General features: G+C 60.7%; 12 protein-coding genes. 7 read left to right on the top strand and 5 right to left on the bottom strand.

The window, feature by feature from the left end; translation table 11 throughout:
• The first annotated feature begins 92 nt into the window (after positions 1–92).
• Together K1W69_RS10985 and K1W69_RS10990 are read left to right on the top strand one after the other, a co-directional pair.
• Complete coding sequence (locus K1W69_RS10985) at positions 93–1,022, top strand: sulfite exporter TauE/SafE family protein (RefSeq protein ID WP_220228402.1); 930 nt, start codon at positions 93–95, stop codon at positions 1,020–1,022.
• Complete coding sequence (locus K1W69_RS10990) at positions 1,019–1,807, top strand: TIGR02186 family protein (protein WP_220228403.1); 789 nt, start codon at positions 1,019–1,021, stop codon at positions 1,805–1,807. The genes K1W69_RS10985 and K1W69_RS10990 overlap by 4 nt, the downstream gene beginning before the upstream one ends.
• Before the next feature lie 4 nt (positions 1,808–1,811).
• Here K1W69_RS10990 and pdeM read toward each other — a convergent pair whose 3' ends face one another.
• The gene (gene pdeM, locus K1W69_RS10995; RefSeq protein WP_220228404.1) at positions 1,812–2,543 is read right to left on the bottom strand and encodes a ligase-associated DNA damage response endonuclease PdeM; all 732 of its coding nucleotides are present in this window, start codon (positions 2,541–2,543) and stop codon (positions 1,812–1,814) included.
• Positions 2,544–2,561: 18 nt separating this feature from the next.
• The gene (locus K1W69_RS11000) at positions 2,562–5,105 is read right to left on the bottom strand and encodes a ligase-associated DNA damage response DEXH box helicase (protein ID WP_370688232.1); all 2,544 of its coding nucleotides are present in this window, start codon (positions 5,103–5,105) and stop codon (positions 2,562–2,564) included.
• 166 nt (positions 5,106–5,271) lie between these two features.
• Between K1W69_RS11000 and K1W69_RS11005 the strand changes: the two genes are divergently transcribed.
• Both K1W69_RS11005 and K1W69_RS11010 read left to right on the top strand, forming a co-directional pair.
• Positions 5,272–5,541 (top strand): DUF6460 domain-containing protein, encoded by a 270-nt coding sequence (locus K1W69_RS11005; protein ID WP_220228405.1) that lies wholly within the window; start codon positions 5,272–5,274, stop codon positions 5,539–5,541.
• A gap of 15 nt (positions 5,542–5,556) precedes the next feature.
• A complete protein-coding gene (locus K1W69_RS11010) occupies positions 5,557–6,924 on the top strand; it encodes an MATE family efflux transporter (RefSeq protein ID WP_220228406.1) in 1,368 nt (455 codons plus the stop codon).
• Here K1W69_RS11010 and K1W69_RS11015 read toward each other — a convergent pair.
• A complete protein-coding gene (locus K1W69_RS11015) occupies positions 6,917–7,813 on the bottom strand; it encodes a cation diffusion facilitator family transporter (protein WP_220228407.1) in 897 nt (298 codons plus the stop codon). The genes K1W69_RS11010 and K1W69_RS11015 overlap by 8 nt on opposite strands.
• 358 nt (positions 7,814–8,171) lie before the next feature.
• On the opposite strand from K1W69_RS11015, the gene K1W69_RS11020 reads away from it, so the two are divergent.
• The 3 genes from K1W69_RS11020 to mgrA all read left to right on the top strand — a co-directional run bounded on the left by K1W69_RS11020 (position 8,172) and on the right by mgrA (position 11,119).
• Complete coding sequence (locus K1W69_RS11020) at positions 8,172–9,359, top strand: RNA ligase RtcB family protein (protein ID WP_220228408.1); 1,188 nt, start codon at positions 8,172–8,174, stop codon at positions 9,357–9,359.
• Positions 9,356–9,994: a peptide chain release factor H gene (prfH, locus tag K1W69_RS11025; RefSeq protein ID WP_258570991.1), complete on the top strand. Its 639-nt coding sequence runs from the start codon at positions 9,356–9,358 to the stop codon at positions 9,992–9,994. Before K1W69_RS11020 ends, prfH begins: the two co-directional genes overlap by 4 nt.
• A gap of 96 nt (positions 9,995–10,090) precedes the next feature.
• Positions 10,091–11,119 carry an L-glyceraldehyde 3-phosphate reductase gene (mgrA, locus tag K1W69_RS11030; RefSeq protein ID WP_220228409.1) on the top strand — a complete coding sequence of 343 codons (1,029 nt, stop codon included), beginning with the start codon at positions 10,091–10,093 and terminating at the stop codon, positions 11,117–11,119.
• Between the two features lie 3 nt (positions 11,120–11,122).
• Here mgrA and K1W69_RS11035 read toward each other — a convergent pair whose 3' ends face one another.
• Together K1W69_RS11035 and bcoG are read right to left on the bottom strand one after the other, a co-directional pair.
• On the bottom strand, positions 11,123–12,550 hold the full coding sequence (locus K1W69_RS11035) for a carnitine 3-dehydrogenase (protein WP_220228410.1): 1,428 nt from the start codon (positions 12,548–12,550) through the stop codon (positions 11,123–11,125).
• Positions 12,547–13,458 carry a 3-dehydrocarnitine:acetyl-CoA trimethylamine transferase BcoG gene (gene bcoG / locus K1W69_RS11040; protein WP_220228411.1) on the bottom strand — a complete coding sequence of 304 codons (912 nt, stop codon included), beginning with the start codon at positions 13,456–13,458 and terminating at the stop codon, positions 12,547–12,549. Before bcoG ends, K1W69_RS11035 begins: the two co-directional genes overlap by 4 nt.
• Between the last annotated feature and the right edge of the window lie 85 nt (positions 13,459–13,543).

Below are 13,543 nucleotides of genomic sequence, written 5' to 3' on the forward strand. Positions count from 1 at the left end.
TTGTGCGGAATTGACTCACGATTGGTAAAGGAGCATGACAGGGCTGCGTCTCGCCGCGCCTGTCCATTCCGTGAAACCGTAGCCGTCCGTTTATGACAATCTATCTTCCCATAGCGGAGATTTCCGTAAATGCCTTCGTCATTTTGGGAATGGGCGCTGCGGTCGGGTTCCTTTCGGGCATTTTCGGCGTAGGCGGCGGCTTTCTGATCACGCCGTTGCTCATTTTCTACAACATTCCTCCGGCCGTCGCTGTGGCGACAGGCGCAAACCAGGTTGTCGCGTCTTCCTTCTCTGGCGCGCTCTCGCATTTCCGCCGCGGCACACTCGACGTCAAGCTGGGTCTTGTCCTGCTTGTCGGGGGTATTGCAGGCGCCGCTGTAGGCGTCTTCGTCTTCAGTTTCCTGCGAACCATCGGTCAGCTGGATCTCATTATCTCGTTGATGTATGTGACTTTCCTCAGCGCAATCGGCGGGTTGATGCTGTGGGAGAGCATCAGATCGCTTCTGAGGGCGCGGGCCAACCAGCCCGTTTCGCTGCGAAGACCCGGCCAGCACAACTGGGTTCATCGCCTGCCCCTGAAAATGCGGTTCAAGAAATCGAAGATCTATCTCAGCGCGATACCGGTCGTCGCGCTCGGATTTGCGATCGGCATTCTGACATCGGTCATGGGCGTCGGCGGCGGATTCATCATGGTTCCGGCCATGATCTATCTTCTGCGCATTCCGACCAATGTGGTTATCGGCACGTCGCTGTTTCAGATCATTTTCGTGACCGCCTTCACCACCGTCATACAGGCGACGACCAACCAGTCAGTCGACGTTTTTCTGGCCGGGCTATTGATGATTGCAGGCGTTATCGGCGCGCAATACGGCGTAAGGGCTGGCCGCAAGCTGCGCGGCGAACAACTGCGCGCCGGCCTGGCGCTTCTGGTGCTCGGCACCGGCGTCCGGCTGGGCTACGATCTGGTTGCTACTCCACAGGAACTCTACTCCGTGGCGACGACGATGGTGGGTTTCCAGTGAGGGCGCTGTTGACCATTGTCTCCGCGGCGCTGATCGCCGCGGGCTTGCTGGCTTCGCCGGCATCCGCCCAGTCGCGGACGCCGCGCCTTGATATCGGCATCTCAACCAACATCATTCCCATCACATCGGATTTCGCCGGAGAGGATCTGACTGTGTTTGGCGCGATAGACGGCGCCGACCCGGAATTGCTGCGCGCGGATTTCTACGATGTCGTCGTGACGCTCGAAGGGCCGTCACTGGAATCCGTTGTCCGCAAGAAGGCCCGCGTCTTTGGCATCTGGATCAATCGCAGTTCGATGCGGTTTGAGCCGGCGCCCGTGTCCTATTCGCTGTCCAGCACATTGCCTATCGAATTGATCGCTGATTCCATCGAGCTCAGCGATCTCGGCATAGGCGTTCAGTATATCCGCCTCACGCCTACCGGAGCGATCGGAGACGGTAGCGCCATCCCGGAATTCAAAAACGCGCTGTTGCGGCTGCGCACCGCCGATGGCCTATACCAGCGCGATCCAATCGGCGTGGAATATGTCAGCTCAAGCCTGTTTCGGGCGACGCTGCGGCTGCCGGCCAACGTGCCTGTCGGCGAACACAAGCTGAGGGCCTTCCTGTTTCAGGGCGGCAAATTCGTCATGGAGCGTGAACTGCCGCTCAGCGTCGTCAAAACCGGTGTGGAGCAGTTCATCTTCGAATACGCACACCAGCACAGCCTGATCTACGGCCTGTTCGCCGTGCTACTCGCGATGCTTACCGGCTGGCTGGGCAGCGTTCTATTCCGAAAGGACTAAAGCCTCAGGCGACCAGTCTGGAAAAGGGCACTGAATAGACACGGTCGCGACCGAGCAGATGCGCCGTAAGGCGTTGCTGATCGAAGAGCCGGTTCAGCGCCGGATGCTTAAGACTGAGCCCGCCGGTCATGACGCCAAACGCAGGCATGACCAGCCGCTCGCCGTCGCCTGCGAAACAGGCCCGCCGAACCCCCTTGCCCTGCCGCACAACACGCGCCGCCGGATGCAGATGCCCGGCAATCTCGCCAACGGCGTCGGCGCGATCCGCAGCTGGCTCGTGCCGGAAAACGAGACCGTCGCAATAGAGCTCTTCCGCGCAATCGCCCGGAAGCCCTGAAGGTCGGTCCGGATCGTGATTGCCGGCAATCCAGTACCAGTCGCGTCCCTTCATCATGTCTTTGAGCCGCTCAGCATCGCCCTCGTTGAGGTTGGCCGCCCCTTCCTTGTCATGGAAACTGTCTCCGAGGCTGATCACACAGCCAGGTCGGTAACGGTCGATGACCGAGGCGAGCAGTTTCAGGGTCAGCGCCGTATCGTAGGGCGGAAGCAACATGCCCCTTCGCGCAAACGCCGCCGATTTTTCCAGATGCAAGTCGGAGACAACCAGCATGCCGCTGTCAGGCAGCCACAATGCGCCCAGCGGGTCACAAATGGCGCTTATTCCCGATGTCACGATCTGCGTCATGCGGACGGTCTCGCTCAGGTTTGCTTCGACCGCCATTGTAACCCGGTTCATGCTCCGGAGCCGCCTCCATCATTCAACGCCGCCCATGGCTTCCGCGATGATTTCGTCCGCGGCTTGCGCAAGTATGTCGTCATGGGCTTCTCCCACCACAGGCTCGCGGCCTATTTCCAGCATCACCGGAACTGCAAGCGGCGAAATCTGCTGAAGCCTTTTCAACATGATTCGGCCCTTGATGCGCAACAGCATATCGGCGAGCCGGCGGATATCGAGCAGGCCGGCGGCAGCGTCGGCCCGCGTCGCCTGGAGCAAAATATGGTCGGGTTCGTGACTACGCAGCACATCGTAGATAAGATCCGCCGACACCGTGACCTGGCGGCCGGTCTTTTCCTTTCCTGGATGTCGACGCTCGATCAACCCGGCAATCACAGCGCAGTTTCGGAAGGTTCTTTTGAGCATCCAGGATTCGGCGAGCCAGGCTTCCAGATCGTCTCCCAGCATATCCTCGTCGAACAGGTTTTCCATCGAGAGCTCGCCGCTCTCGAACATCTGCCCCATGTCGCGAAGGCCCCAGATCGCCATCGAATAGTCGGTCGCGACAAAACCGAGCGGGCGCGCGCGGGCGCGCTCAAGGCGCCTCGTCAGAAGCATGCCCAGCGTCTGGTGGGCCAGGCGCCCTTCGAATGGATAGGTCACCATGTAGAAGCGGTTTTCATGCGGAAAGGTTTCGATCAGAAGCTGCTCTCGCGACGGAATAACCGATTTCTCCTTCTGGATTTTCAGCCAGTCGCGCACTTGCGGCGGTAGTTCGTTCCATCGTTCTGGGCTTGCCAGCATGCCGCGAACCTGTTCGGCAAGATAGGTTGAAAGTGGAAACTTGCCGCCGGCATAGGCGGGTATCTTTGGATTGCCTTGGCCGCCTTTAGAGACGATGCATTCGTTCTCGCGAATCCCCTCGAAGCGCAGGACCTTGCCGGCAAACAGAAATGTGTCGCCGGGCGCGAGCATCTCGACAAAGTATTCCTCGATCTTGCCGAGCACCGGCCCACCGCGCACATTGGCGCCACGGCCGCGCTGGCGCGTCAGCCTAACCGTCAGCTCCGCCGCCTCGATGATAGTTCCGATGTTCAGACGGTATTGCTGTGCGATTTGTGGATTGCTCACCCGCCACAGCCCGTCGGCGCGTTTGCGGATTCGGGCATAGCGCTCATAGGTCTTCAGCGCGTATCCGCCGGTCGCGACAAACTCGACGACCCGGTCGAATTGGGAGCGCGGGAGCGCTGAATAGGGGAATGCGGAGACAATTTCCCGGTAGAGATCTTCTGCGTCGAAAGGGGCGGCGCAGGCCATGCCGAGGACATGCTGGGCCAGTACGTCCAGAGTTCCCTCGCCAATCGGCGGCGTATCCTGGGCGCCGAGATAATTGGCGTCGAGCGCGGCCTGGCACTCCATCACTTCGAAGCGGTTCGCCGGCACCAGCAGGGCGCGGCTCGGCTCGTCCATGCGGTGGTTCGACCGGCCGATGCGCTGGGCGAGCCGGCTGGCGCCTTTGGGCGCGCCCACATGAACGACAAGATCGACGTCGCCCCAGTCGATGCCGAGATCGAGCGTCGAGGTTGCGACAACGGCGCGCAGTCTGTTGTCGGCCATCGCCGCTTCGACGCGCCGCCTCTGGCTTGCATCGAGCGATCCGTGATGTAGCGCGATCGGCAGGTTGTCCTCGTTGATGCGCCAGAGTTCCTGAAACAGCAACTCGGCCTGGCTGCGCGTATTGACGAACAACAGTGTGGTGGCGTGTCGGCAGATCGCCTCGTAGACTTCCGGCATGGCGTAGCGGGCCGAATGGCCAGACCAGGGCACCCGGTCGCGGCTGTCGAGAATGGTGATTTCCGGCTTTGCGCCGCCTTCCACGACGATACGCTCCGAAAGCAGTGGAGCTTTGTCTTGTTCCTGCGGCATCAGCCAGGCCTGCAGGGCTTGCGGGTCGGCCACCGTCGCCGACAGGCCGATTGTCTGAAGGCGCGGACACATCGCCCTCAGCCGGGCAATCCCCAGAGACAACAGGTGCCCGCGCTTGGAAATGACCAGCGAGTGCAGTTCGTCGAGCACGATGTAGCGCAGCCCCTTGAAGAACCGTTCGGCGTCGCCGCTGGCGATCAGCAAGGCAAGTTGTTCGGGCGTCGTCAGAAGGATGTCCGGCGGATTGAGTTTCTGGCGCTGCCGTTTGGACTGCGGAGTGTCGCCGGTTCGGGTCTCGACGTTTATTGGCAAGTCCATTTCGCGGATCGGCGTTGCAAGATTACGCTCGATGTCCACGGCGAGCGCCTTCAGCGGCGAAATGTAGAGTGTGTGGATACCGCGGTCCACCGTCGAGCCGGGCTGACGGCGCACCCGGCCGCGACGGGTAAGATCCGCCAGCGCCGGCAGGAATCCGGCAAGCGTCTTGCCCGCGCCTGTGGGCGCAATAAGCAAGGCCGAGCGTCCCTTTTCCGCAAGAGCGAGCAAATCAAGCTGATGGGCGCGCGGACGCCACTTTCTGGCCCGGAACCAGTCTGTAAAGACGGCGGGCAGAATTTCGGAAGAGACCGGTTCGGCGCTGATGGAATCGCGTGTCACGGAAGAAAACCTAGTGCAGAATTTGCGGCGGTAAAACAGCAATAGCCGAACGACGTCATTATCCGGTTGATTGTCCGGTCCATGCTCGATATCGGGAGAGACGAGTTGAAAGCGTCACAGCGGATCACTACTGTCTGGGCGTTGCCGGAACACGGAGAGTCGTCACATGTCGAGCAGATTGAACCGCTTCCTGGGGGATTCACCCGGTCGTACGGTCGTAAAGCTCCTGGTGATTTCCCTGATTGTCGGCGCGGTGATGAGCGCCTTCAACTGGTACCCGATCGATATTCTTCATGCGATCCGTGATTTCCTCGTCAATCTCTGGAATCTTGGCTTTGACGCCCTTGGCCGCTTCGGCGACTATCTCATTCTCGGAGCCGTGGTCGTCATCCCCGTGTTCCTGATCCTGCGCATTCTGAGTTACCGCAACAGTTAACCAGAGGCCGGCGTGATGACAGAAGCGCTAGCGGACGCCGCCCGATCCGCGGCGGGACAGGTCGTCAGGCCGTTTTCGGTAACCCATCGCATGGTTCTCGCCATCGCTGTTCCGATGACGCTCGCCTATCTGACGACACCACTTCTGGGCATCGTCGATATGGCCGTCATCGGCCAGCTCGGGCAGGCTGAACTGATCGGCGGACTGGCGATCGGCGCCATCATCTTCGACGTCGTCTACACCACTTTCAACTTCCTGCGCGCCTCGACCACAGGCCTCGTCGCCCAGGCGTTTGGCAGAGATGACGCGCGCGAGGAACAGGCGGTCTTCTGGCGTTCGATGCTGACCGGACTGATCTGCGGTTTCGCTTTGCTGATCCTGTCTCCAATGATCCTGCTTGTCGGCATGTGGCTGATGGCGCCTGGCCCCGGCGTGGCGGAAGCCGCGCGCACCTATTTCACGATTCGCATCCTGTCGGCTCCGGTCGGTCTTGCCAATTATTCGGTCCTTGGCTTCGTCCTCGGACGCGGCGAGGCCATCACAGGCCTCCTGCTCCAGATGCTGATCAACGGCGTCAACATTTCCCTGTCTATCTGGCTCGGCCTCATTCTCGAATGGGGCATTGTGGGCGTCGCCTGGGCCACCGTTGTTGGAGAATTCGTCGGACTTGTCGCCGGTTTCACTTATGTTTGGCTGCGGTTCGATCGCGCCAAGGCGCCCTCCTGGCGGACAATCGCCGACCTGCCGTCAGTGATGAAACTGATGGCGTTGAACCGGGACATCATGATCCGCTCGCTTGCACTGCTGATCGCCTTCGCCCTGTTCGTGCGCCAGGGCGCCCAGTTCGGCGCCGTCACACTTGCCGCCAATGCGGTGCTGATGAATTTTTTCATGGTCGCCGGCTATTATCTCGACGGCTTCGCCACGGCGGCGGAGCAGCTCGCCGGGCGTGCGGTCGGCGCCAATTACAGGCCGGCATTCGACCGCGCGGTAACGCTCTCGACGATCTGGGGATTTGGGCTCGCAGCCCTCACCACGGCCTTTTTTCTGCTTTTCGGAACCAATGTCGTGGAGTTGATGACGACGGCGCAAGACGTGCGCGCAGCGACTGAGGATTATCTCGTCTGGGCGTCCTTCACGGCACTTGCCGGCGTCCTCGCCTTCACCATGGACGGGGTGTTTATCGGCGCCACCTGGTCGCGGGACATGCGCAACATGATGCTTCTGTCGATTATCATCTATGTCGCCTGCCTGTGGACGCTGACGCCCCTCTTCGGCAATCACGGCCTGTGGATATCGCTGCTGATCTTCCTGGGCATTCGCGGCATCAGCCTCTACCTGCTGGTCGGAACGCGGGCAAACGCGACGTTCCAGTCTAGCTGATTGCGATGCCCTCGTCCTTGAGCTTGTGGTCGGGCTCGACATGAATGATCGTCCGGGCGTTCGGAATCGCCTTGCGCAACTCCGCCTCGATATGATCGCAGATCTGGTGCGACCGCGAGACCGACATCGATCCCTCGACGACCAGGTGAAATTCGATGAACGTCACAGGTCCCGCCATCCGGGTGCGGATGTCATGCGCTTCCATCGCGCCAGTCGCATTGGCCAGGATGATTTTTTCGATCAGCGCCGACTCTTTCGAATCGACAGAGACATCCATCAAGCCGTTCACGGATGACGAGATCACGCGCCAGCCTTCCCACAGAACATTTGCGCCCACGATGAACGCCATGAGGGCGTCAAGAATGATCCAACCGGTCGCAAGGGTGACCAGAAGACCGAAGAGCACGCCGACGGAGGTGATGACGTCGGCGTAGATGTGGCGTCCGTCGGCGGTCAGAGCCGGTGATTTTTCCCGGCGGCCGACCTTGATCAGAATAAAGGCCCATACCGCGTTGATGGACGCGGCAACGGCGTTGACCATCATGCCCGGTCCCGGATCGGCAAGGGCATGCTCGCGACCCAGCGCCATCCAGGCTTCGCGGAAAATAAGAAGCGCCGCCAGCACAATGAGCACGCCCTCGAACACCGCCGAGAAATACTCCGCCTTGTGGTGTCCGAACTGATGCGTGTCGTCGGCCGGTTTCTGACTCATGCGGATCGCGAACCAGGCGATGAGCGCAGCGATCACATTGACGATCGATTCAAGCGCGTCCGAATAAAGCGCGACCGATCCGCTCAACTCCCAGGCCACGAATTTGATGCCCATCACCGCGATGGAGACCGCAATGGACGCGGCGGCAAGTCTTGAGACGAGGCGCGGGTTGGACATGGGCGTTTGCGGACTGTTACGGGCGGACTGTTGATGTCGGCGATCTTGCGCCGCGCAATACGCGAAAACGGCGCAGAAAGCAAAACACTCCTGTTGCAGCAGCGCAACAGTGGCGAGGCATTGGCCTTGGGAGACGCAACTTTGGCTTGAACAGACAGGATATCGTTTCTAAGTGTCCGTCGCCGATGGCGTCATAGCCATCGAAAACTGTTGCAAACGGGAAACCGGACATGTCGAACATCGTCCGCTTGTCCACAGAGGCAAGCCCCCTGCGCTGAAGCCGTCTTTGCGGTGGAGCCGGGTTTGAAGGAACGGGGCCGCGCGCCCTGGCAATTCTACTCGTGCAACAGGTACTATCATGGGCAATCCTGAAAGGGATGGCGCGCCTGCCGAAACGGCGGCGTCCATTCATGAATTCTACACTGCAAGCTCTTGGATCGAGGGTGCGGCTACAGAACAGCTGCGACAAGTCGCAAACCTTCCGGGAGTTCGGCAGATCGCCGCCTTTCCCGATCTGCATCCCGGGACCTTCGGACCGATCGGATGCGCGGTGCTTTCCGAGAGGCTTTATCCGCAGTTGATCGGAAACGACATTGGCTGCGGCATGTCACTTTTTGCACTCGATCTGCCGAGAAGCAAACTGCGCCTCGACAGGGCGGCGCAAAAGCTGAGGGTTCTAGAAAGCGCCTGGTCAGGCAACGCTGCCGGCTATCTGGCGGAAGCTGGCCTGCCGTCGGACGCCTTCTCGGAAGCGATCGGTTCGATCGGCGGCGGCAATCATTTCTGCGAGCTTCAGGTGATCGAGGAGATCACGGATGACGCGGCGTCGGGGCATGACCTGGCGCCCCAGACGCTGCTGCTGTTCGTCCACTCGGGATCGCGTGGTTTCGGAACGCATGTGTTCCGGTCGGTCGTGGAACGTTTCGCAGACGGTCTGGAGCAAGGGTCGACCGCCGCAAACCGCTATCTCGATGATCACGACAGGGCCGTGGCATGGGCGTCGCTCAACCGGCGGATTATCGCACTACGGGCGGCGGTGGCGCTAAGGGCGGACATCCGGACGGTCGTCGACAGTCCCCACAATGTGGTGGAGCGGCAGGGCGATCTCTTCCTTCATCGCAAGGGGGCGGCGGTCGCAACGACGCCGCTCGTTCCGTTGGCGGGTTCGCGGGACAGCCTCAGTTTCCTGCTGAAGCCAACCGGGTGTAAGCCGGAAGCGCTTGCCTCGCTCTCCCACGGTTCAGGCCGGAAATACGACAGGAAGTCAATGCTGGGCCGGGTCGGAAGCACCCGCTCGGACCGTGAACGGCTTTTGCGGACTTCCTTCGGCGGCCGCGTGATTTGCGACGACCGTCAGTTACTTATCGAGGAAGCGCCGGACGCCTACAAGAATTCGGCCCATGTTTGCGATGATCTGGTGTCGCATGGTCTCGCGACGTGCGTCGCCTCCCTGCAGCCTCTGATTACGTTCAAGAAGGCTACGGAGCCGGAAGGAACGGAATCCTGGAAAAGACAGAGAAAAGATCATGGGAGGAAATGGCGATGAATGCCGTTCCTTTGATCAGCCTGCTGGTCACCAGCGGAGACGGACCATCCGAATGCCGCCTTGCGGTCGCCCACGTCGTGCGGCGGATCGGTGTCGAAGCGAAAGCAGATGGCGTGACCTGCGCCATCGAGTTGCCCGACGGCGCGGATGTCCGGCATCCTCCCTCGGCGCTCGTGCAACTCAAAGGCCGCAAAGCCCGTGAATTCGCGAGCCGTTGGACGGGGACAATCCGCTGGACAGTCAAGAGCCCTTTTCGTCCACACCATAAGCGACGAAACTGGTTTGTTGGCGTCTCAACGCTCGACACAGGACCGGAGATCGCAACAGGTCTTCAAAGCGATGAAATCCGTTTTGAGACGTTTCGCGCCGGAGGACCGGGCGGTCAGCACCAGAATACGACCGACAGCGCAGTCCGGGCGACACACGAGCCGACCGGCATATCCGTTGTCTCCCGCGACCAGCGTTCCCAGCACCGCAACCGCGAGGTTGCAGTCGAGCGACTGAGCGCCAGACTCGCCCTGCGGGCATTGCACCGCAGCCAGCAGGCGGGCGCCAGCCGCAACCAGCGTCACAAGGAACTGGAGCGAGGCAATCCCGTCCGTTGCTTCAAGGGAGAAAGGTTCCAGGAGGTGTAGCGCGCGCCCGCCTCTACCGGCGGTTTACTTTCTGGTTCAACGCCAATATCTCCATTTGGACGGAGCAACGCGTCCGGAAGCAAACAGGAGATTTCGATGAACTATTCCCCTTCACCTTCGCGCTATGACGCGATGGTTTATCGTCGCTGTGGCGTCTCTGGTCTCAAGCTTCCGGCAATATCGCTCGGCCTCTGGCACAATTTCGGCGAGGACGCCAATCATGAGACCAAGCGCGCGATCTGCCGCGAAGCCTTCGATTGCGGCATTACCCATTTTGACCTCGCCAACAATTACGGCCCGCCGCCGGGAAGCGCCGAAGAAGCTTTCGGCGAAATTCTCAAGACGGATTTGAAGGGATACAGAAACGAGATCGTCATTTCCTCGAAAGCCGGCTACGGCATGTGGCCTGGCCCCTACGGGGAATGGGGAAGCCGAAAGTATATCATTTCCTCCTGCGAAGATTCGCTGAGGCGCATGGGGGTGGACTATGTCGACATCTTTTATTCCCACCGTTTCGACCCTGAAACGCCGTTTGAAGAAACAATGGGCGCGCTCGACAGCCTCGTCCGGCAAGGCAAGGCGCTTTATGTCGGCATATCCTCCTACAATTCCGACCGGACGCGCGAGGCTGCCCGCATTCTGGGCGAGATGGGCACGCCGCTACTTATCCATCAGCCGAGCTACAACATGCTCAACCGGTGGGTGGAGCGAGACGGACTGAAGGAAACGCTCGCCGAACTCGGCGTCGGATCGATCGCCTTCACGCCGCTGGCGCAAGGTATGCTGACCGGCAAATATCTCAAAGGCATTCCGGAAGGCTCGCGCGCAACCCAGGGCAAATCGCTGCGGCCTTCAATGCTCAATGAAAAGGCGATCGCCCACCTCAACAAGTTGAACGAGATTGCGCAGGCGCGTGGCCAGACCCTTGCGCAGATGGCGATCGCCTGGGTGCTGCGTGACGAAGGCATTACCTCGGCCCTGATCGGCGCGTCCAGGCCCGAACAGGTGACGGATTGCGTCGGCGCGGTAGCCAATCTTGAATTTTCCGAGGACGAACTGAAGCTGATCGACGACTATGCCCGGGAAGAAGACATCAATCTGTGGGCGCGATCATCTGACAGCTAACCCTTATTCAGCCTGCCGCGCCAGATCGGCGTGGCCGGCCGCCAATTCCCGCATCCGCGCCTCGACTTGCGGCGCTGGCGGCGAGGAACGCCGTGTTTTCAGACTGACATGAATCAGCAACTGGTCGCAGGACGCGAGTGCGCCGCCATTGGCGTCGAGCATGCGGTGGCGAAGACGCAGCTTTTTGCCTGCTGCTTCCATAACGACCGTCTCGACCCGGATCGGGTCTCCAGCTATGGTTTCGTCCAGAAACGCCGTTTTCGTCTCCACGGTGAAGAAACTTTGACCACTTGCAACATAGGTTTCATCGGCGCCGATCATGACCATGACCGCGTCTGCGGCGTCGGAAAACACCTGGCCATAGCGGCTTTCGTTCATGTGGCCATTATAGTCGGTCCAATCGATCGGGATCACCCGTGATACGGTTTCGACCGGGTTTCCGGGCGTGAAGGCCGTCGGCGCCGCGATCTGTTTCTGGTGCCGGTTGAGGATCCGCCCCGCAGCGCTGTCCTGGCCCTTGAGCGCCCGCATCATGGCGACGAGATTGTGGTCGCGCAGCCGCTCCAGTTCATTGATCGTCAGGCGCCCGGACTGAGCGTCCGACTGGCTGGCGATGGTCGCAACCAGATCATCGGTCAATTCCGGAACGTCGGTCAGTTTCGTCCAGGGCCATTTCAGAGCCGGGCCGAACTGTTCGATGAAATGCTTCATGCCGGCTTCTCCGCCGGCAATGCGGTAGGTCTCGAACAGACCCATCTGCGCCCAGCGCAGACCAAAGCCATAGCGGATTGCGTCATCGATCTCCTGCGTGGTGGCGACGCCATCGTGGACAAGCCACAGCGCCTCGCGCCAGACGGCCTCCAGCAGGCGATCTGCAATGTGGGCGTCGATTTCGCCGCGCACCTGCAAGGGAAACATGCCGAGCGAGACAAGGATCGCAGAAGCCTGTTCGATCACATCGGCGGCGTTGTCTTTCGAGCCGACCAGTTCGACGAGCGGCAGCAGATAAACCGGATTGAACGGATGGGCGACGATGATCCGCTCCGGCCAATCGACCCCGGATTGGAGATCGCTTGGCGTGAAGCCGGAGGTGGACGATCCGATGATCGCACCCGACGCAGCATGGGTGGTGATGTCGCTCAGAATTCGATGCTTGAGGTCAAGCCGTTCCGGCGCGCTCTCCTGCACCCAGTCCGCACCGGCGACAGCCTCGGCAAGCGTGTCGCATATGTCCAGTCGTCCTTCGGCCGGCAGGCGCGATTCATAGAGCATCGGCAGCGCATGGCGCGCATTGGAGAGCACGGCCGCAATCTTGCGGGCGGCATCCGGGTCCGGATCATACAGCTTTACGTCCCAGCCATTGAGAAGGAAGCGGGCAAGCCAGCCTCCGCCGATCACGCCGCCGCCGATGATCGCGGCTGTCCGGCTCATGACGGCGCCCGTTTTGTCAGAGCCAGCTTTTCGCGCACGGCGGACGGGCCGATGACTCGCGCTCCCATGCGTTCAATGATGCCAACCGCGCGTTCAACGAGTTGCGCGTTGGTGGCCAGGACCCCCTTGTCCAGATAGAGATTGTCTTCGAGGCCGACACGAACGTTTCCGCCGGCAAGCACCGCCGCAGCGACATAGGCCATCTGATCGCGACCAAGCGAGAACGCCGACCAGAGCCAGCCATCTGGCACGTTGTTGACCATCGCCATGAAAGTGTTCAGATCGTTCGGCGCGCCCCATGGCACGCCCATACAAAGCTGAACGAGTGCTGGCCCGGCGAGCGTTCCCTCGCGCACAAGTTCCTTCGCAAACCACAGGTGTCCGGTGTCGAAGGCTTCGATCTCGGGCTTGACGCCGAGCTCCGTCATGGCCTTGCCCATTGCCCTGAGCATGCCCGGCGTATTGGTCATCACATAATCGGCTTCGGCGAAATTCATCGTGCCGCAATCAAGCGTGCAGATTTCCGGCAGGCATCGAGCGATATGGACCACGCGCTCGGCCGCCCCGATCATGTCTGTCGCAGCCTCATTCAATGGAAACGGCGCTTCCGCCGACCCAAACACGATATCGCCGCCCATGCCGGCGGTCAGGTTCAATACCACGTCGACCTCTGCGTCACGAATGCGTTCGGTGACCTCGCGATAGAGCGCCGGATCGCGCGACGGCGCGCCCGTTTGGGGATCGCGCACATGACAGTGCACAATTGCGGCGCCTGCCTTGGCCGCATCGATCGCGCTCGCCGCGATCTCCCTGGGCGAACGCGGCACATGCGGCGAGCGGTCCTGCGTTCCGCCCGAGCCGGTGACGGCGCAGGTAATGAAAACGTCCCTGTTCATATCTAGCGGCATTGATCGCCTCCCGTGTACAAAGCGGTACTGAACCTCGAAAATCCGTCGCGCGCCATGCTGAAAGAGACATCCGTTACCGGATTTC

The organism is Flavimaribacter sediminis (assembly GCF_019492055.1).
Classification (GTDB): Bacteria; Pseudomonadota; Alphaproteobacteria; order Rhizobiales; family Rhizobiaceae; genus Flavimaribacter; species Flavimaribacter sediminis.

What these genes read in the sequence shown, in the direction of transcription:
- K1W69_RS10985 (WP_220228402.1), top strand. Translation starts at nt 93, where the DNA reads ATGACAATCTATCTTCCCATAGCGGAGATTTCCGTAAATGCCTTCGTC.
- pdeM (WP_220228404.1), bottom strand. Translation starts at nt 2,543, where the DNA reads ATGAACCGGGTTACAATGGCGGTCGAAGCAAACCTGAGCGAGACCGTC.
- K1W69_RS11005 (WP_220228405.1), top strand. Translation starts at nt 5,272, where the DNA reads ATGTCGAGCAGATTGAACCGCTTCCTGGGGGATTCACCCGGTCGTACG.
- K1W69_RS11010 (WP_220228406.1), top strand. Translation starts at nt 5,557, where the DNA reads ATGACAGAAGCGCTAGCGGACGCCGCCCGATCCGCGGCGGGACAGGTC.
- K1W69_RS11015 (WP_220228407.1), bottom strand. Translation starts at nt 7,813, where the DNA reads ATGTCCAACCCGCGCCTCGTCTCAAGACTTGCCGCCGCGTCCATTGCG.
- K1W69_RS11020 (WP_220228408.1), top strand. Translation starts at nt 8,172, where the DNA reads ATGGGCAATCCTGAAAGGGATGGCGCGCCTGCCGAAACGGCGGCGTCC.
- prfH (WP_258570991.1), top strand. Translation starts at nt 9,356, where the DNA reads ATGAATGCCGTTCCTTTGATCAGCCTGCTGGTCACCAGCGGAGACGGA.
- mgrA (WP_220228409.1), top strand. Translation starts at nt 10,091, where the DNA reads ATGAACTATTCCCCTTCACCTTCGCGCTATGACGCGATGGTTTATCGT.
- K1W69_RS11035 (WP_220228410.1), bottom strand. Translation starts at nt 12,550, where the DNA reads ATGAGCCGGACAGCCGCGATCATCGGCGGCGGCGTGATCGGCGGAGGC.
- bcoG (WP_220228411.1), bottom strand. Translation starts at nt 13,458, where the DNA reads ATGCCGCTAGATATGAACAGGGACGTTTTCATTACCTGCGCCGTCACC.